Genomic DNA, 18,754 nt, shown 5'->3' on the forward strand with positions numbered 1-18,754 from the left:
CGGCCTCAGATGGGCCACATCTGGAGAAACACCGCAATGTCAGTTATTGGTCGCATTCACTCCTTTGAATCCTGTGGAACCGTAGACGGCCCGGGTATTCGCTTTATCACCTTTTTCCAGGGCTGCCTGATGCGCTGCCTGTATTGTCATAACCGCGACACCTGGGACACGCATGGCGGTAAAGAAGTTACCGTTGAAGATTTAATGAAAGAGGTGGTGACCTATCGCCACTTTATGAACGCTTCCGGCGGCGGCGTTACCGCATCCGGCGGTGAAGCAATCCTGCAAGCTGAGTTTGTTCGTGACTGGTTCCGCGCCTGCAAAAAAGAAGGCATTCATACCTGTCTGGACACCAACGGTTTTGTTCGTCGTTACGATCCGGTGATTGATGAACTGCTGGAAGTAACCGACCTGGTAATGCTCGATCTCAAACAGATGAACGACGAGATCCACCAAAATCTGGTTGGAGTTTCAAACCACCGCACGCTGGAGTTCGCCAAATATCTGGCGAACAAAAATGTGAAGGTGTGGATCCGCTACGTTGTTGTCCCAGGCTGGTCTGACGATGACGATTCAGCGCATCGCCTCGGTGAATTTACCCGTGATATGGGCAACGTTGAGAAAATCGAGCTTCTCCCCTACCACGAACTGGGCAAACACAAATGGGTGGCGATGGGTGAAGAATACAAACTTGATGGTGTTAAACCACCGAAGAAAGAGACCATGGAACGCGTGAAAGGCATTCTTGAGCAGTACGGTCATAAGGTAATGTTCTAATTTCCCCATAAAGCGGCAACTTTATTGAGTTGCCGCTTTTTTATTCCGCGCTGCATAAATAATTCAGAGCTCTATTTCTAACGCCCTTACAGCACAGCTTCCAAATGTATTACCCAAACCGCCAGTATATGTCCTGCGGCTTGCGCGCATTTCTCGATTATGTAAAAACGGGTCAGATCTGCCAGAGTCAGCGTCACCGACCACAATAATTATTTGCTATTCGCTTTACGCGCCAGCAGCGGGAATATCAGCCCTAATCCTACCAGCACAAACGGCGTTGCAACATTCAGCGCCAACTGGAAGGTCCACTCTGCGGTGAAGGCTTCCATTTTCGGGAAAATACCAGTCAGGCAGGCAAAAGCGGTAAAGGCAAAACACCAAATTCCGACGGTCATTGCCAGCGGCTTATTACGAATAAAGACATATTCCGGCTTATATTTCTGCGCCAGGCGAACAACTGCAATAAATGCAACAAATACCCATAAATAACGCAGCGGCATCACTACCGAGTTAAGATTCAACAGCCATTTATAGAGATTGTTCATATCACCAATGCCGAGAGTCGGCAGCATTATCAGGATCGCCACCAGCACCAGGGTCAGAAAATAGCCATTAACGGGCGTACCAGAAGCGTTGGTACGACATAAACTGGCTGGAATATATTTGCTGTCAGCATCGCCTAATAACACTTTAAGCGGCGCATCAATCGAGAATACCAGCGCAGCTACTTGTCCCAGGGTATTCGCAATGGCATAAATCACCATTAAAGTATTACCCATGTTGTAATACTCGCCCAGCTTCTGAAAGGCGTAATACTGACCGTTAGTCATTAAGTCATCCGGGATATTACGCGAGTCAAACATCATCCCCATCGCCAGTGAGCCCAGAATGGCACAAACCGCAACCATCACCGCCAGGCATAACATCCCTTTTGGAAATTCTTTTCCTGGGTTGCGCGTTTGATTAACGTAAGGAGAAATCTTCTCTGCTCCGCCAACCGCGAAAACCAGCATTGAAATAGTGGTAATGTAGGTAAAGTCGATATGAGGAATGAACGTTTCCCAGGTAATGTTTGTGGTCGCAATATGCACTTCAGTAATTGCAGGCGCGGTTACCGCCATCGCCACATACAGGAGCGACATAACAAACATCGCAATCCCTGCCACAGAACCGACGATTTTCAGCGATTTCATACCGCGTGAAGCAACCCACATAAAGAAGATAAACAGCACCAGCGTTAACCCCTGTAACGCTACGACTGAATATTCTTTGATTAACGAACCGTCGCCTTTCATCGCCCAACCGAGCGCAATCAGTATTGCCTGGGGTTTTTGTGCCAGATAGGGAATATGCACTACCCAGTAGGTCCACGCGGCGAGGTAAGCCAGTCCGGGTCCCATCGTGTGTTTAATCCAGGTACTGACCCCGCCTTTCCCATCTTTGAAGGTCGAGCCTAACTGACCAACAATTAGCGCATAAGGTGTGAAATAGAGCGCAAAGATAAACACCCATGAAAAAACAACCACCAGCCCCTGGTTGGCATAGTTATTAACAACGTTGCCAAAACCCCAGACAGTGATAAAAGACATCAGCGCAATGTTGTACCATCGCAGCTGTTTTTCCTGAACATTCCCAGCCATAGACAAATCCTTCGCCAAAATTAAAGGGGTATCTGTAAAACGAGGGATTATGCGCGGCAAATAAGAAGTGCGGAAATAGCGAAATGCAAAATTATAACCTGCTGCACATTTTATTTTTAAACGAATAAAATTTGGAATAAAGCAAGTCAGATAGAAGAAACAAAAAAGCAGAGTGTGAAACAGTAAGTTCACACTCTGCTTGAATTCATTTACACGTGAGCAACGGGTTTCGGCGTATGACCGGCGTTGCGAAGCAGCATCAGCAAATAGATAAACGATACGCTGGCGATCATGATAAACAATAAATTATCGGAGAAATTCTGCATTAGCATGGCAGTAAATGACGGGCCAAGCAGACTTCCCACGGTATAGCTCAACAGTAAGGCCTGGTTCATCGCCACCAGTTGATGATGTTCAACTTTCTCGCAAGCCCATGCCATCGCCACCGGATATAGCGTAAAGCCAGCGGCACCGAGGATGAATAACGCTGGGGCCATCGCCGCCTGGCTAAGCATCGCGATACTGCCGAGAATGACGACAAAGACCTGAACACGCAACACCAGCAGTCGACCAAACTTATCCGCCAGACGTCCAATCGGCCATTGTCCAAGGATACCCGCACTGACCAGTACCGCCATCCAGAAACCAATGCTGGCATTGCTCACCCCTTTGTGATTGAGGTACAGCGGCATCAGGCCATATAGAGATCCCAGAACGATTCCAGAGATAATGCAGCCATTCACGCCAAGCCGCGCCTGACGGAGTTTTAGCATTGACGTAATTGACGTCGAATCATGGTTTTCAGCCTGCTGATTCAGCACACGCGTAAACAACAGCGGTAAGATCCCTGCCAACGTCAAACCTGTAACCCACGGCAATACGGACATCAGCTCGGTTGAAACTTTGCTGACCAGTAACTGGCCTAAAAACGTTCCCACGTAATAAACCATCATATACGCAGCAAGCAAACGCCCACGGTTACGTGACGTCCCACTGCACATCAGCGCGCTCTCAACAACCACCCAAATCATGGCACAGCCGACGCCGGCGACAAAACGCCAAGCCAACCAGCTCCAGAATCCAATCATCAGGCCAAGGCCGGCACAGCCAGCGGCAAAAATGAAGGAGGCCAGATAATAGCTGCGGTTAAAGCCAATGCGCTTAATGACATACCCTGTCAGCAATGTACCGATCAGGTTGCCGGTAAAATAGGATGAGCTGACAACGCCTACCTGCCATGTGGACATGTGTTCCTGGGCGAGCCAAAGCGGCACGAGTGTATTTAACACTGCGATCGCCAGAGTCAACAAAAGCAGGCCAGACAGCAAAAGCATGACAGGCCGGGTATACGTGGACATGAATTAAAACCGTGAGGAAGTTCAAATTTCATGCGCATCATGCCACCGCCAAAAACATTGTCAATGGGTGAAAATACGCGCATATCGCAGCGGAGGTATTATCGATTTATATTACTCATTCATAACGCTAATGCTGGAGAGACGATTAATCTCATCTGATTGTTTTTATTGATCTAACACAAATTTCATACGCTTCGTTCAGTCGAAAAATTTCATGGTCAAAGCAAACTCATATTTCCCGTCTATGCTTTCAGAGCAATGCATCGCGTCTGACCGATTTCAGACGTACCACTGACTCTCGAAAGGAGAAGAGGATGACCAAACCGTATGTTCGTCTTGATAAAAATGATGCTGCCGTTTTGCTTGTTGATCACCAGGCTGGTTTACTTTCCCTTGTACGGGATATCGAACCCGATAAGTTTAAAAATAACGTGCTGGCGCTGGGCGACCTGGCTAAGTATTTCAACTTACCTACTATTCTTACCACCAGTTTTGAAACCGGTCCTAACGGCCCATTAGTTCCAGAACTGAAAGCACAATTCCCCGATGCACCTTACATTGCTCGCCCGGGCAATATTAACGCCTGGGATAACGAAGATTTTGTAAAAGCAGTCAAAGCGACAGGTAAAAAACAGTTAATTATTGCCGGTGTGGTAACCGAAGTTTGCGTGGCATTCCCGGCGCTTTCAGCCATTGAAGAAGGGTTTGACGTCTTTGTCGTGACTGACGCGTCAGGGACCTTTAATGAAATTACCCGGCATTCGGCATGGGATCGCATGTCGCAAGCTGGTGCGCAATTGATGACATGGTTCGGCGTGGCGTGCGAGCTGCATCGCGACTGGCGTAATGATATTGAAGGACTGGCGACGTTGTTCTCTAACCATATTCCTGATTATCGTAATTTGATGACCAGTTATGACACGTTAACGAAGCAGAAATAAAAGAGAACCGGGGCCGAAACCCCGGTTGTTATGATTAGCTTGCGACGGCCATCCCCACGGTCATATGCAAACCATAGAATACGCCACGACCGATTAATTCCCCTGCCAGAAGCAGAATGAATGATACGGAAAGTAGCGGAACCGCAGGCTGATAACCTTTTAGCTGTGGTGCAATCCACAAGCACAGGGCAACGGCCAAAAGCACGATCCGCCAGGACATCAGCGCACCATAGTCCGGCACCAGCGCTGCGGCCTGCTGCACAGAGCTATGAATAGTCGCCAGCTCTGCGCCCTGCATCACTGACACCACGCCACTCACTACCAGGGCCAGTACAGAAATGGCTGGCAGCAGACGCATCGCCCAGCCATCGACGCCAGCCAGACTCAGCAACAGGTAACCCAGTAACGGGCCGCCCATAAACATCGTCAGGAAGAAGCCCATCGGCGTCCAGATGCTGTACCAGGTCGGAACGGTATCAATGCTGTTATACACACGCACCATCATCCAGACAAAGATGACGCCAAGAACCATCGTCACTATCAGCCACAGCGTACGCAATGCCGGTGACAGCTTTTTCAGCATTGCCAGCAACCAGCCGATGCCACCAACAGCAAAAAAGATCGAACCGCTGGCGATTTCGTTACTGAGTGCTGAAGCCCCTACCCGGTTGAGCGAGTTAAAGGCGCGCATCGGTGAACCAAGATGAAGCATAGAGGCGATAAAGCCAATGCCCATCAGCACCCATAAACCAAACATGCAGGCAATAACACGCTGCTGGGCTTCTGCTCGCAGGTCGCCTTTGAGCAGCGCCAAAGCCAGAACGATAAAACCACCCGCTACACATTGCCCGAAGACCGTGAAGATCATCAGCGGCCATTCATGCCATCCACTTCCCATCTCACACCTCCTTCGGGTTTGCCAGATAGCCAGTGGTATCCCCGGTCGGGCGGCTGTTGGCATTGGGTTTGATCACAATATTCGGTTTGGTAAAGTGAGCTCGCGGCAACGGCGCAACGGCCGCCAGATCGCCATGTTTTTTACGCAGCTCGTCGATAGGGCCGAAATCCAGCGCCCGCAGCGGGCAAGATTCAACACAGATCGGCTTTTTCCCCTCCGCAACACGGTCATAACAACCATCGCATTTGGTCATATGGCCTTTCGTTTCGTTATATTGCGGTGCGCCATACGGGCAAGCCATATGGCAGTAGCGGCAGCCAATGCACACATCTTCATCGACCACAACAAAACCATCTTCACGTTTATGCATCGCACCGCTCGGGCAGACTTTAGTACAAGCCGGATCTTCGCAGTGGTTACATGAAATCGACAGATAGTAGGCAAACACGTTCTGATGCCAGACACCGTTATCTTCCTGCCAGTCACCGCCAGCATATTCATAAATGCGGCGGAAGCTGACTTCCGGCGTCAGATCTTTATAGTCTTTACAGGCCAGCTCGCAGGTTTTGCAACCGGTGCAACGGCTGGAATCAATAAAAAATCCATACTGGGTTGTCATCGGTTACTCCTTACACCTTTTCAACCTGAACAAGGTTTGTATGTGACGGATTCCCCTTAGCGAGAGGAGACGGACGTTGAGTGGTCAGTACGTTGATACAACCGCCCTTATCGACACGTTTTGCATCCGGGTCATACCAGGCACCTTCACCCAGTGCGACCACACCCGGCATCATTCGTGGCGTCACTTTCGCCTCAATATGAACCTCACCACGATCGTTAAAGATCCTGACTTTATCGCCGTTGTTGATACCGCGTTTTTGTGCATCAAGCGGGTTGATCCACATTTCCTGACGGCAAGCTGCTTTCAGCACATCAACGTTGCCGTAAGTTGAGTGAACGCGAGATTTGTAGTGGAACCCCGTAAGCTGCAGCGGATATTGTTTGTTCAGCGGATCCTGATAACTTTCAAAGCCCGGCGTATAGATCGGCAGTGGATCGATCACGTCGCCTTCTGGCAATTCCCAGGTCGCGGCAATGTCAGCCAGCGCCTGCGAATAAATCTCAATTTTACCCGATGGCGTGGTCAGTGGATTTGCCTGCGGATCTTCACGGAAGGCTTTATAAGCAACGTGGTGCCCTTGTGGGTCGCGCTTTTTAAAGATCCCCTGCTTGCGGAACTCTTCAAACGTTGGCAGTTCAGGAATCGCTTCCCGCGACTGGGCATACAGATGCCGCATCCACTCTTCCTGTGTACGGCCTTCAGTAAACTGTTGCTCAACGCCAAGACGTTTTGCCAGTTCGCTGGTCATTTCATAGATGGTCTTACATTCAAAGCGCGGTTTAATCACCTGATCGTTGAAAATCACGTAAGACATATTCCCGCAGGATGCATCCAGTGCAAAGTCCATCTGTTCGGAAGCGGTGCAGTCAGGCAGCAGGATGTCAGCATATTTCGCTGATGAGGTCATGTGGCAGTCGATAACCACAATCAGCTCGCACTTCTTATCATCCTGAAGGATTTCATGGGTACGGTTGATTTCAGAATGCTGGTTAATCAGGCAGTTACCGGCATAGTTCCAGATCATTTTGATCGGCACATCCAGCTTATCTTTCCCGCGCACACCATCACGCAGCGCTGTCATTTCCGGGCCACGTTCAATGGCATCGGTCCACATAAACATCGAAATGCTGGTCTGGATCGGGTTTTCGAGGGTCGGCATACGGACAAACGGTAAGCTGTATGAACCTTCACGCGCGCCGCTGTTCCCCCCGTTAATACCAACGTTACCGGTCAGAATCGCCAGCATCGAGATAGCACGGGTTGCGATTTCACCGTTAGCGTGACGCTGCGGGCCCCATCCCTGGCTGATAAACGCCGGTTTGGTACTACCGATTTCACGAGCCAATTTGATGATTTTGTCTGCCGGAACACCGGTGATTTGCGAGGCCCATTCCGGCGTTTTAGCCACGCCATCTGGCCCTTCACCCAGAATATAAGCTTTATAGTGACCATTTTTCGGCGCACTGGCTGGCAGTGTTTTCTCGTCGTAGCCAACGCAATATTTATCGAGGAATGCCTGATCCACCAGGTTTTCGGTGATCATGACATACGCCAGACCGTTAACCAGTGCGGCATCTGTTCCCGGACGAATAGGGATCCACTCATCTTCACGCCCGGCACCGGTGTCGGTATAGCGCGGATCGATGATGATCATGCGAGCATTAGATTTCTGGCGCGCCTGTTCAAGATAGTAAGTCACCCCACCGCCACTCATTCGCGTTTCGCCAGGGTTATTACCAAACAGCACTACCAGTTTACTGTTTTCGATATCCGACGGGCTGTTACCATCTGCCCAGCCGCCGTAGGTATAGTTCAAACCTTCCGCAATTTGCGCGGAAGAGTAGTCACCGTAATGGTTCAGATAACCGCCGCAGCAGTTCATCAGGCGAGCGACCAGGGTATTTCCCGGCGGCCAGGAGCGGGTCATGGTGCCGCCCAGCGTACCGGTACCATAGTTCAGATAGATAGACTCGTTGCCGTACTCTTTGATCAGGCGCTGCATATTGGTCGCGATGATGTCGTAGGCTTCTTCCCAGCTAATGCGCTCGAATTTGCCTTCACCGCGCGCCCCGACTCGTTTCATCGGATATTTCAGGCGGTCCGGATTGTAGACACGGCGACGCATGGAACGACCACGCAGACAGGCGCGCACCTGGTGCAGGCCGTCATAGTTGTCATCGCCAGTATTATCCGTTTCAACATATTTGATTTCACCGTCCACGACGTGCATACGTAGCGGGCAGCGACTACCACAGTTAACTGTACAGGCGCTCCAGATAACCTTTTCGTCTGATTTTGTTGGAATGGCGCTATCGACAGCGTGCGCAATCCGACTAAAAGGTAATGTTAATGCGCTGCTGGCCATTGCCAGGCCGCCGATCGCTGTCGTTTTTACCAAACCACGGCGACTCACCTCAGCAGCCAATACCGCATCAGGGATTTTCGTTTTCATAATGGCTCACTCAAGCTTGCTCACGATTGATTCCAGTAACAAACCGTATTGTGTAATTATTTCTATAGCAGGTCGCTATATAGGCTTGTATACATCGAATAATTTGAAAATCAAAGAGATAGGTAGATTTTCACTCGAAAGTAGTATTACGTGTAAGTGAGGAGTAATTATTGTTCGGTATCAAAGGGAGACAAAAAAAGCGCCCGCAGGCGCTTTTTAGATTCAGAAAAATTGGGTATTAGCCAATATATTCCAGTCCGTTCATATACGGACGCAGAACTTCTGGTACTTCAATACGACCATCAGCCTGCTGATAGTTTTCCATAACCGCAACCAGCGTACGACCAACAGCCAGACCAGAACCGTTCAGGGTATGAACCAGACGGGTTTTCTTGTCCGACTTGCTACGGCAACGTGCCTGCATACGACGCGCCTGGAAATCCCAGACGTTGGAGCAGGAAGAGATCTCGCGGTAGGTGTTCTGTGCCGGGATCCATACTTCCAGGTCGTAAGTTTTGCAAGCACCAAAACCCATGTCGCCGGTACAAAGGATGATTTTACGGTACGGCAGTCCCAGCAGCTGCAGGACTTTTTCCGCATGACCGGTCATCTCTTCCAGCGCCGCCATTGAGTCTTCCGGACGCACGATCTGCACCATTTCAACTTTGTCGAACTGATGCATACGGATCAGTCCACGGGTGTCACGACCATATGAACCGGCTTCAGAACGGAAGCATGGGGTGTGGGCGGTCATCTTAATTGGCAGATCATCTTCATCAATGATTTCACCGCGTACCAGGTTGGTCAGCGGAACTTCTGCCGTTGGGATCAGCGCATAGTTACTGGTGTCTGCTTCTTCTTCCAGCGGACGAGTATGGAACAGATCGCCAGCAAATTTCGGCAGCTGACCCGTACCGTACAGCGTGTCCTGGTTAACCAGGTACGGAACATAGTTCTCACTGTAGCCATGCTGTTCGGTATGCAGATCCAGCATAAACTGCGACAGTGCGCGGTGCATGCGAGCAATCTGCCCTTTCATTACCACAAAGCGGGAACCGGTCAACTTAACTGCGGCTGCAAAGTCCAGGCCAGAGTGCATTTCACCCAGCGTCACGTGGTCACGAACTTCGAAGTCAAACTCACGCGGGGTACCCCAGCGGCTGACTTCAACGTTGTCATTTTCATCTTTACCTACCGGCACTTCATCTGCTGGCAGGTTAGGGATTGTCAGCGCGATATCGCGAATTTCAGCCTGTAAAGCATCCAGCTCGGCTTTTGCTGCATCCAGCTCTTCGCCCAGTTTGTTCACTTCCAGACGTAAAGGCTCGATATCTTCCCCGCGCGCTTTCGCCTGGCCAATGGATTTCGATCGGGAGTTACGCTCCGCTTGCAGGTTTTCCGTTTTGACCTGCAATACTTTACGACGCTCTTCAAGAGCGCCCAGCTTATCTACATCCAGCTTAAAGCCCCGGCGTGCCAGTTTTTCAGCGACTGCGTCTGGCTCATTACGCAGCAGATTGGGATCGAGCATGCTTATCCTGTGCTTATCGAATTAAATGGGAGATGTGGCCACAGCCTGCGACCACAGGGATACAGTAACAACATTACCGCAACGATAACATTAACGGTAGCGTTTTATGGGGCTATTTTGATCCTGTTCAGCCAGCCAGGCGAGCTTTTCGCCAATCTTGCCTTCAAGGCCCCTGTTTGTCGGGAAATAATAGCGTGTTTGTGCTATTTCCGGCGGGAAATAAACCTCACCGGCAGCATAAGCGTTTGCTTCATCATGAGCGTAACGATATTCCTGCCCGTAGCCCATTTCCTTCATTAATTTCGTCGGCGCATTACGCAAATGAACCGGCACGTCATAATCCGGACGTTCGCGAGCATCCGCCAGCGCGGCTTTAAACGCAGTGTAGACAGCGTTGCTTTTTGGCGCGCAGGCCAGGTAAACAATCGCCTGAGCAATGGCGCGTTCACCTTCCGCCGGGCCAACTCGGGTAAAGCAATCCCAGGCCGCAATTGCCACCTGCATCGCTCGTGGATCAGCATTACCCACATCTTCCGACGCTATCGCCAGACAGCGACGCGCGACATATAACGGATCGCCACCGGCAGTAATAATTCGTGCATACCAGTACAGCGCCGCATCGGGTGCGCTACCACGTACCGACTTATGCAGTGCGGAAATGAGATCGTAAAAGCGATCGCCTTTGTTATCAAAGCGGGCGCTACGTTCACCGGCGATTTCGGTCAGTAATTCAGGCTTCAGGACCCGCTTACCGCTATCATCGACTTCGGCCATATCCGCCATCATTTCCAGCGTATTTAACGCCCGGCGCGCGTCGCCATTCACCAGTTCAGCAATGGCGCGTCGTGTTTCATCTGGCAGAACAATATCCTGACCACCATAGCCACGGGTTTTGTCTTCCATCGCCTGAGTCAGTACTTGCTCAATATCCTCTGTACTCAGGGATTTCAGCAGATAGACACGGGCACGGGAAAGCAGTGCCGAATTAAGCTCAAATGACGGGTTTTCAGTGGTTGCACCAATAAAAGTGATGGTGCCGTCTTCAATATGTGGCAGAAACGCATCCTGCTGGCTTTTGTTGAAACGGTGAACTTCGTCAACAAAAAGAATAGTGCGGCGACCAGCATTGCGGTTTTGCCGAGCGCGCTCGATCGCCTCGCGAATCTCTTTCACGCCAGAAGTAACGGCAGAAATACGTTCCACATCAGCGTTCGCATAGCGGGCAATCACTTCAGCGAGGGTTGTTTTGCCGGTACCCGGTGGCCCCCAGAGGATCATAGAATGCAAATGCCCGGCTTCGATAGCACGCGGCAACGGCTTCCCCGCAGCCAACAAATGTTGTTGACCGATATACTGTGCTAAATTTTCTGGCCGCATACGCGCGGCCAGAGGTTGAAAAGTATTATCCGAAAAATCGAGCGACAGATTGCTCACTCAGGTGCCTCTACTTACGTTGATCATCTACCGTGACGCCTTGCGGCGGGGTGAAGGTAAATTTCGCTGCATCCACAGCCCCATTTTGCTGGGATTTCAGTTGATAACTGCTGCGCTGATCGTCCTGCTCCACCGCGCTAAACTGATGGATCGTGCCATCACGTCCCACGTTAATGGTGAACTGCTTCAGATTGCCATTGCTGGCTTTCGGCGTCAGGACAAAGTCATCGCCATTCTGTTTGATATTGTACTGCTGCCAGTCGCTGGACTGGTTGCGGGCAATCAGCATAAACGGCGTATTACCGGTGGCATCTTTCAGCCAGGTTGCCGTAGCTTGCTCAACGAACGGGTTATAGAACCACAGTGTTTTACCGTCAGAAACCAGAATGCTTTCATCAGGTTGAGTCATATGCCAGTTGAATAAATTTGGACGTTTCACCCACAGATCGCCCTGACCTTCCTGCACCGCCGCGCCGCTACCGTCAGTCACTTTTTGTGTGAAGCTGGCGTGGAAGCTGCTGACTTTATCCAGGCGGCTTTTCAGATCGCTTGCGGCATCAGCCCAAACGCTGCTTGCTACTAAGCTTGAGAGTAATGCACAGGTGATGGCAATTTTTTTCATCATTATTCCTCAAATTACGTCACTCCCGACCGGGAGCTCCCTCTACTCTCTATTCCAGGCTAATAATCAGCTTGAGGAAAGAAGAAAATACTGAATTTTCAGTTGATAGAGTGCCGGATGCGACGCTACCGCGCCTTTTCCGGCATACGATGCATTAATTAGTCAAACGGCGGTGGGGCCAGCACTTCACGATTACCGTTGTGCCCCTGTTCGCTGACAATCCCCTGCGCTTCCATCTGTTCGATGATACGCGCCGCACGGTTATAACCTATGCGGAACTGACGCTGTACGCCTGAAATTGACGCTTTGCGTTTTTCAGTGACAAACTGCACAGCCTGATCGAACAACGGATCCAGTTCTTCTGCGCCGTCGAAACCACCCGCGCCACCTTCGCTGTCACTATCGGAGGTGATGCCATCAACATACTGTGGACGACCACGTGCTTTCCAGTCTTGCACCACGGCATGGACTTCCTGGTCACGCACGAATGCACCGTGGACACGCACCGGCAACGTGGAGTTCGGCCCAGAGTAGAGCATATCCCCCATACCCAGCAGTGATTCCGCACCAGCCTGATCAAGGATGGTACGTGAGTCAATCTTACTGGATACGGTAAAGGCGATACGGGTCGGAATATTCGCTTTAATCAGACCAGTAATAACATCAACCGATGGACGCTGAGTTGCCAGTACGAGGTGGATACCCGCGGCACGGGCTTTTTGCGCCAGACGTGCTATCAGCTCTTCCACTTTTTTACCTACCGTCATCATCAGGTCGGCAAATTCATCCACCAGCACCACAATGTATGGCTCTTTTTTCAGCACCGGATGCTGCGCATCCATACTATCACCCGGCTTCCAGTACGGGTCTGGAATCGGACGCATCATGCGATCGGCTTCAGCAATTTTTTCGTTATAACCCGCCAGATTACGCACACCCAGCGCAGACATCAGTTTATAACGACGCTCCATCTCGTTAACACACCAGCGCAGCGCGTTGGCGGCATCTTTCATATCAGTAACAACTTCCGTTAACAGATGCGGAATGCCTTCATAAACCGAAAGCTCCAGCATTTTCGGGTCGATCATGATGAAACGCACATCTTCTGGCTGTGCTTTATAAAGCATGCTCAGGATCATCGCGTTCACCCCGACAGACTTACCGGAACCGGTAGTCCCCGCAACCAACAAGTGCGGCATTTTTGCCAGATCGGCAACCACCGGCTCACCGGCGATATCTTTACCCAGCACCACGGTTAATGGCGACGGATTATCGCGGAATTTGGCGTTATCCAAAACTTCGCGCAGATATACGGTTTGTCGTTTTTTATTTGGTAACTCCAGACCTACATAGGGTTTGCCAGGAATAACTTCAACGACACGCACCGCCACCGTCGAAAGTGAACGGGCAAGGTCCCGTGACAAGTTAGAAATGCGCGCCGCTTTTACGCCCGGTGCCAGGTTTAATTCAAAGCGAGTGATAACCGGCCCCGGAGAGTAATTGACGACATCGGCTTTAATACGGAAATCAGCCAGACGCGCTTCCACCAGGCGCGCCATTTGTTCAAGCGCAAAGGTATCTACCGGCTCCACTTCGCTCGGCGGCGGTGTCAGCAAATCCAGAGAAGGCAGCGGCGTCGTCGGTTTATGCAACGGACGGCTGTCGCCATTACGCATCAACAGCGGATGAAGCAGGGTATCCTGCGGCTGCGGCACAACTGGCTGTTGTGGCTGCTGATACTGCGGCTGCGGTGCAACCGGTTGTTGCGGCTGTTGATACTGCGGCTGCGGCGCAACCGGCTGTTGCGGCTGCTGATACTGCGGCTGCGGCGCAACTGGTTGCTGCGGCTGCTGATACTGCGGCTGCGACGCAACTGGTTGTTGCGGCTGCTGATATTGTTGCTGCGGTGCAATCGGTTGTTGCGGCTGCTGATACTGCGGCTGCGACGCAACTGGTTGTTGCGGCTGCTGATATTGTTGCTGCGGTGCAATCGGTTGTTGCGGCTGCTGTACAGGTTCAACAATTGGCGTAAACAGCGGTTCGTGTGGACCATCATCCAGCAACGCTTTCATTGGCGAAAATTCAAAATCATCCAGCGTGAACGGATTCGCCCCAGCCGGTTGTTCGCCGGAATAACGTTGTTGTTGAGTTTGCGCAAACTGACGAGCCAGTTCAGCCTCTGCCGCAGCATCTGCATCTTCTGCGTTCACGGGCACATCATGTTGATACTGTTCGCCATAGCGTTGCTGCTGTGTCTGGGCGAATTGACGTGCCAGTTCATCCTGCTGCATCGCATCGATTTCATCATCATTATACTGATCGCCAGAATCATACTGATTGCGCTGGGCTTCACGGGCTTTTTCTTCCGCCGCACGCTGTGAGGGCAGTTTAATACCGTAAGACGCCAGTTCACGACGAGTTGGCACGCGGATACGTTTCGGTCGTGGCAACTGCGGGCCAATCCCCTCTTTGACCTGCGGACGCGGTCCACCGCTATTTGCCAGACTGAAGACTGGCGCGGCAACGGTTGCGGCAGCCCCCGTCGCCAGTGTCGCTTTTTTCACGCCAGATGCCAGCGGAGAAACGGCGGTAGCGGCTTCCACTGGAGGTACTGCTGCAACAGAAGGTGCTTTTAGCGAAGATTTGATCGGTTCTGGTTCTTTAACCGGTTCTGGAATCGGTTGATACCAGGCCGCAAGTTGTTCACGTTCACGGGCTCGCTTCTCTTCCACTTCTTCAAAGTAGTAAAGCGGCGGACGCGCGGGTTTTGTCTCTTCTACAACGAGTTCAGGCTCCACAACAGGCTGCTGTTCAACAGGTTGCGGCTGTTGGTACAACGGTTCCTGAGCGGCTGGCTGCTGATAAGTTTGCTCAGTCTGGTATGTAGACTGTGGAGCAAAAGTGGATTGCTGCTCTTCGGCTTGCCAGGCGTTACCTGCCGCCGTTTGTTCTGGCGCAGGGGCGTAATACGGCTGTTGCGCAGACTGTTCCGCCGCAGTTGCATAATACGGCTGCTGAACAGGTTGTTCCGCCGCAGGAGCGTAGTAAGGTTGTTGCGCAGGTTGTTCAGCTGCAGGCGCATAATACGGCTGCTGTGGCTGTACAGGTTGTTGCAGCGGCTCATTATATTGCACTGCAGGCTGCGCATATTGTAGCTGCTGTGGATAACCTTCCGGTGCAGGAGCAATAACCGGCTCTCCCGTTTGTGGCCCCGGTACAGGCTGCCAGGCTACTGTAGGTTGTGCAGGTGGAACATCAACAGAGGCAACAGGCGGCGTCTGAGTCACAGGTTCAACCGGTGCAGCCCAGCTTTGCGTCGCCGTGGTAGCAGCAGCTGCTACAGCAACAGGTTCGGTAATTGGCGCACCGTTTAATAATGGATCGTATTCGTCATATTCTGGCTGCGTTGCACGATTGCCCGAAAAGAGGACGTCGTCCGGGTCGGCAGCCACACCGCGTGCAGTATAGGTAATCTCTTCTTCATCATCCATCCGCTTACCGGAGAACAACGCAGCATCTGTTTGCCGCCCCATCGGATTAATGAATTTTTCCGCCAACCGTTTACGACGCGCTAACGCGCCGCGAAGAATACGGGCACGGCGTGATTCATGCTGTTTGCCGTGATTTTCATCTTCATACTCTTCGTCGTCTTCATACTCATCTTCATCGACCCAGGTATCATCGCGACGGGTACGATTACTGGCGAAGGTGAGAATATTTAAAATCCAGCCGCCGAGTTTTTCAGCAATGGTCACCCATGACCAACCGGTGAACAGCGTCAGGCCCGCTGCCCAAACGCAGAGCAGCGCAATAGTTCCCCCGCTACTGTGTAGCAGTGGTTGTAGCGTAGTGCTTAGTAAGCTGCCAATGACGCCACCGGAGGCAAAATACCAGATATCGTCAGCGTTGATTGCCGCCAGACCACAGGAGGTAAGGATGAGCGCCAAAACGCCAATGATGCGTAGCGAAACGGCAAAATAATCAATGTATTCGTCGCTGGACTGATGACGCCAGGCAAACCAACAACCGCCGACAATAATGACGGGAATGGTGTAAGCCATCACGCCAAAAATAAAGAACAGCGTATCTGCCAGCCACGCACCGGGCATCCCACCTAAATTATGGATAGGTTCATGCCAGGCCGTTTGCGACCAGCTGGGGTCCGAAGGGTTAAAGCTTAGTAAGGCAGCCATCAACCAGACGGCAAACAGGACAATAAGGATCAGCAACGCCTCCAGAAGGCGGCGGCCGCTACTTAACTTTGTCAATGTGACTTCTTTGTCTTCAGTGTATTCCTGGCTCAAGAAAGGCTCTCCAGGTTACAGGCTTTTCCTGCCCGATGCTAAAACGGACAACAGTACCAGGTTACCCCAGTACTGTTGCTGTATGGATTAACAGGAGTGTAATCAAAATACGCCGATTTTGCACCTGTTCCGTGTTAGCGCGTCTTAATAACCAGACGATTACTCTGCTTGACTTCTTCCATAACAACGTATGTCCGTGTGTCATTGACGCCAGGCAGACGCAGCAGGGTTTCCCCCAACAACTTACGGTAAGCTGACATATCCGGCACGCGTGTTTTCAACAGGTAGTCGAAATCACCGGACACTAAATGACACTCCTGAATTTCTTCAAGTTTTTGTACAGCGGTATTGAATTGTTCAAACACATCCGGTGCGCCACGATTCAGAGTAATCTCAACGAATACCAGAAGTGATGCATCCAGATAATGGGGGTTCAGCAGCGCCGTATAGCCCTGAATAAACCCTTGTCTTTCCAGCCGACGCACACGCTCAAGGCACGGCGTTGGGGAAAGTCCCACACGTTTAGAAAGCTCGACGTTAGAAATACGCCCATCCTTTTGCAACTCATTAAGAATGTTACGATCGATACGGTCGAGATCTTTGCCAGGGCGCTTCTTGCTATCTACCATTATTATTGTCTCTCTGTATTCCTTCCCTACTCCTGTCTGACCCTGATACATCACTGTTCAGAGTCGCTACCCGTCACGATAGACCGAAATCATGAAGATTCACGGCGCGCAATGCCTGGGTCTACGGTGAGAAGACCGTTGCCTTGTGGCAGCTATCGACATCACGAATGGCGTCTGTCCACGCCATACGTAGATTTCACTAGCACGGTAAACATGGTATTTACATGCATGGTTATGCGCATATAAGAATACTGTTTTTTTTCTTCCTCGAATGTTTTCGCAAAACACCAGGGGATTGTCAAAGCAAAACATCGATTTTTAGTACAACATGCCAGATATTCATTACCAGGGGCGTTTATTCATCATTTAATCGGCTTATAAAGCGGGAAATTTAAGTAGCAGAGGTGATAATGACGGGAGAATTTGACCGGCTTATCGATGCTGCCGATTGCACAAATTGTTAACAAAATCGTCATACTCTTTTTTTACGTCTGTAAATTCCCTACAATCCTGCCCATTGTCTGCCAACAACTATGGGGATCTCATGGGCACGACCAAACACAGTAAACTGCTTATCCTGGGTTCAGGCCCGGCGGGATACACCGCTGCTGTCTACGCGGCGCGCGCCAACCTGCAACCTGTGCTGATTACCGGCATGGAAAAAGGCGGCCAACTGACCACCACCACGGAAGTGGAAAACTGGCCTGGCGATCCAAACGATCTGACCGGTCCGTTATTAATGGAGCGCATGCACGAACATGCCACCAAATTTGAAACTGAAATCATCTTTGATCACATCAACAAAGTTGATTTGCAGAATCGTCCGTTCCGTCTGACTGGCGATAGCGGCGAATATACTTGCGACGCGCTGATTATTGCCACCGGAGCTTCTGCACGCTATCTCGGCCTGCCATCTGAAGAAGCCTTTAAAGGCCGTGGAGTTTCTGCTTGTGCAACCTGCGACGGTTTCTTCTATCGCAACCAGAAAGTTGCGGTCATCGGCGGCGGCAATACCGCGGTTGAAGAGGCGCTGTATCTGTCTAACATCGCTTCGGAAGTGCATCTGATTCACCGCCGTGACGGTTTCCGCGCGGAAAAAATCCTTATTAAGCGTCTGATGGATAAAGTGGAGAACGGCAACATCATTCTACACACCAACCGTACGCTGGAAGAGGTGACCGGCGATCAGATGGGCGTCACTGGCGTTCGTCTGCGCGATACGCAAAACAGCGATAACATCGAGTCACTCGACGTTGCCGGTCTGTTTGTTGCTATCGGTCACAGCCCGAATACGGCTATTTTCGAAGGGCAGCTGGAACTGGAAAACGGCTACATCAAAGTACAGTCGGGTATTCATGGTAATGCCACCCAGACCAGCATCCCTGGCGTCTTTGCCGCAGGCGACGTGATGGATCACATTTATCGCCAGGCTATTACATCTGCTGGTACAGGCTGCATGGCAGCACTTGATGCGGAACGCTACCTCGATGGTTTAGCTGACGCAAAATAATTTTACAAATCAGTAACAAAAGTAAAGAAGGCGACA

Annotated in this window: 13 protein-coding genes and 1 pseudogene; 4 read left to right on the forward strand and 10 right to left on the reverse strand. The window is 51.1% G+C overall.

Going from position 1 to position 18,754, the window contains the following annotated elements; genetic code table 11:
* Window positions 1-36: 36 nt before the first annotated feature.
* Together pflA and ACJHXB_RS12745 are read left to right on the forward strand one after the other, a co-directional pair.
* The gene (gene pflA, locus ACJHXB_RS12740; RefSeq protein WP_000111043.1) at window positions 37-777 is read left to right on the forward strand and encodes a pyruvate formate lyase 1-activating protein; all 741 of its coding nucleotides are present in this window, start codon (window positions 37-39) and stop codon (window positions 775-777) included.
* A gap of 98 nt (window positions 778-875) precedes the next feature.
* Window positions 876-986: pseudogene (locus ACJHXB_RS12745) on the forward strand (LysR family transcriptional regulator); the annotation flags it as partial.
* Here the strand turns inward: ACJHXB_RS12745 and ACJHXB_RS12750 are convergent.
* Window positions 987-2,417, reverse strand: coding sequence for an APC family permease (locus ACJHXB_RS12750; protein WP_000918506.1), 1,431 nt, complete (start codon window positions 2,415-2,417; stop codon window positions 987-989). It lies immediately after the preceding pseudogene.
* A 209-nt stretch (window positions 2,418-2,626) separates the two neighbouring features.
* Window positions 2,627-3,775 (reverse strand): MFS transporter, encoded by a 1,149-nt coding sequence (locus ACJHXB_RS12755; RefSeq protein WP_042096748.1) that lies wholly within the window; start codon window positions 3,773-3,775, stop codon window positions 2,627-2,629.
* A gap of 314 nt (window positions 3,776-4,089) precedes the next feature.
* Here ACJHXB_RS12755 and ycaC point away from each other — a divergent pair, with 314 nt between their 5' ends.
* Window positions 4,090-4,716: an isochorismate family cysteine hydrolase YcaC gene (gene ycaC, locus ACJHXB_RS12760; protein ID WP_000165876.1), complete on the forward strand. Its 627-nt coding sequence runs from the start codon at window positions 4,090-4,092 to the stop codon at window positions 4,714-4,716.
* Between the two features lie 34 nt (window positions 4,717-4,750).
* On the opposite strand, the gene dmsC is transcribed toward ycaC, so the two are convergent.
* From dmsC to lrp, 8 genes are all read right to left on the reverse strand, one after another.
* A complete protein-coding gene (gene dmsC, locus ACJHXB_RS12765) occupies window positions 4,751-5,614 on the reverse strand; it encodes a dimethyl sulfoxide reductase anchor subunit DmsC (protein ID WP_000534637.1) in 864 nt (287 codons plus the stop codon).
* A 1-nt stretch (window position 5,615) separates the two neighbouring features.
* On the reverse strand, window positions 5,616-6,233 hold the full coding sequence (gene dmsB / locus ACJHXB_RS12770; protein WP_000213098.1) for a dimethylsulfoxide reductase iron-sulfur subunit DmsB: 618 nt from the start codon (window positions 6,231-6,233) through the stop codon (window positions 5,616-5,618).
* A 10-nt stretch (window positions 6,234-6,243) separates the two neighbouring features.
* Window positions 6,244-8,688 carry a dimethylsulfoxide reductase subunit A gene (gene dmsA, locus ACJHXB_RS12775; protein WP_000850305.1) on the reverse strand — a complete coding sequence of 815 codons (2,445 nt, stop codon included), beginning with the start codon at window positions 8,686-8,688 and terminating at the stop codon, window positions 6,244-6,246.
* 238 nt (window positions 8,689-8,926) lie between these two features.
* Window positions 8,927-10,219: a serine--tRNA ligase gene (gene serS, locus ACJHXB_RS12780; RefSeq protein WP_000886683.1), complete on the reverse strand. Its 1,293-nt coding sequence runs from the start codon at window positions 10,217-10,219 to the stop codon at window positions 8,927-8,929.
* A 90-nt stretch (window positions 10,220-10,309) separates the two neighbouring features.
* Entirely contained in the window at window positions 10,310-11,653 is a 1,344-nt protein-coding gene (gene rarA, locus ACJHXB_RS12785) for a replication-associated recombination protein RarA (RefSeq protein WP_000067755.1), read from the reverse strand.
* Window positions 11,654-11,663: 10 nt separating this feature from the next.
* Window positions 11,664-12,275: an outer membrane lipoprotein chaperone LolA gene (gene lolA, locus ACJHXB_RS12790; protein ID WP_001295343.1), complete on the reverse strand. Its 612-nt coding sequence runs from the start codon at window positions 12,273-12,275 to the stop codon at window positions 11,664-11,666.
* Between the two features lie 158 nt (window positions 12,276-12,433).
* Entirely contained in the window at window positions 12,434-16,579 is a 4,146-nt protein-coding gene (gene ftsK / locus ACJHXB_RS12795) for a DNA translocase FtsK (protein ID WP_019843100.1), read from the reverse strand.
* Window positions 16,580-16,713: 134 nt separating this feature from the next.
* Window positions 16,714-17,208, reverse strand: coding sequence for a leucine-responsive transcriptional regulator Lrp (lrp, locus tag ACJHXB_RS12800; protein WP_000228473.1), 495 nt, complete (start codon window positions 17,206-17,208; stop codon window positions 16,714-16,716).
* A gap of 544 nt (window positions 17,209-17,752) precedes the next feature.
* On the opposite strand from lrp, the gene trxB reads away from it, so the two are divergent.
* Window positions 17,753-18,718 (forward strand): thioredoxin-disulfide reductase, encoded by a 966-nt coding sequence (gene trxB / locus ACJHXB_RS12805; RefSeq protein WP_000537432.1) that lies wholly within the window; start codon window positions 17,753-17,755, stop codon window positions 18,716-18,718.
* Window positions 18,719-18,754: the final 36 nt, after the last annotated feature.

This window comes from Escherichia sp. WS3227_2, from assembly GCF_046486495.1.
GTDB lineage: Bacteria > Pseudomonadota > Gammaproteobacteria > Enterobacterales > Enterobacteriaceae > Escherichia > Escherichia coli.

Bases quoted from the DNA above. Each gene is read 5' to 3' on its own strand.
- pflA (WP_000111043.1), top strand. From the start codon at position 37: ATGTCAGTTATTGGTCGCATTCACTCCTTTGAATCCTGTGGAACCGTA.
- ACJHXB_RS12750 (WP_000918506.1), bottom strand. From the start codon at position 2,417: ATGGCTGGGAATGTTCAGGAAAAACAGCTGCGATGGTACAACATTGCG.
- ACJHXB_RS12755 (WP_042096748.1), bottom strand. From the start codon at position 3,775: ATGTCCACGTATACCCGGCCTGTCATGCTTTTGCTGTCTGGCCTGCTT.
- ycaC (WP_000165876.1), top strand. From the start codon at position 4,090: ATGACCAAACCGTATGTTCGTCTTGATAAAAATGATGCTGCCGTTTTG.
- dmsC (WP_000534637.1), bottom strand. From the start codon at position 5,614: ATGGGAAGTGGATGGCATGAATGGCCGCTGATGATCTTCACGGTCTTC.
- dmsB (WP_000213098.1), bottom strand. From the start codon at position 6,233: ATGACAACCCAGTATGGATTTTTTATTGATTCCAGCCGTTGCACCGGT.
- dmsA (WP_000850305.1), bottom strand. From the start codon at position 8,688: ATGAAAACGAAAATCCCTGATGCGGTATTGGCTGCTGAGGTGAGTCGC.
- serS (WP_000886683.1), bottom strand. From the start codon at position 10,219: ATGCTCGATCCCAATCTGCTGCGTAATGAGCCAGACGCAGTCGCTGAA.
- lolA (WP_001295343.1), bottom strand. From the start codon at position 12,275: ATGAAAAAAATTGCCATCACCTGTGCATTACTCTCAAGCTTAGTAGCA.
- lrp (WP_000228473.1), bottom strand. From the start codon at position 17,208: ATGGTAGATAGCAAGAAGCGCCCTGGCAAAGATCTCGACCGTATCGAT.
- trxB (WP_000537432.1), top strand. From the start codon at position 17,753: ATGGGCACGACCAAACACAGTAAACTGCTTATCCTGGGTTCAGGCCCG.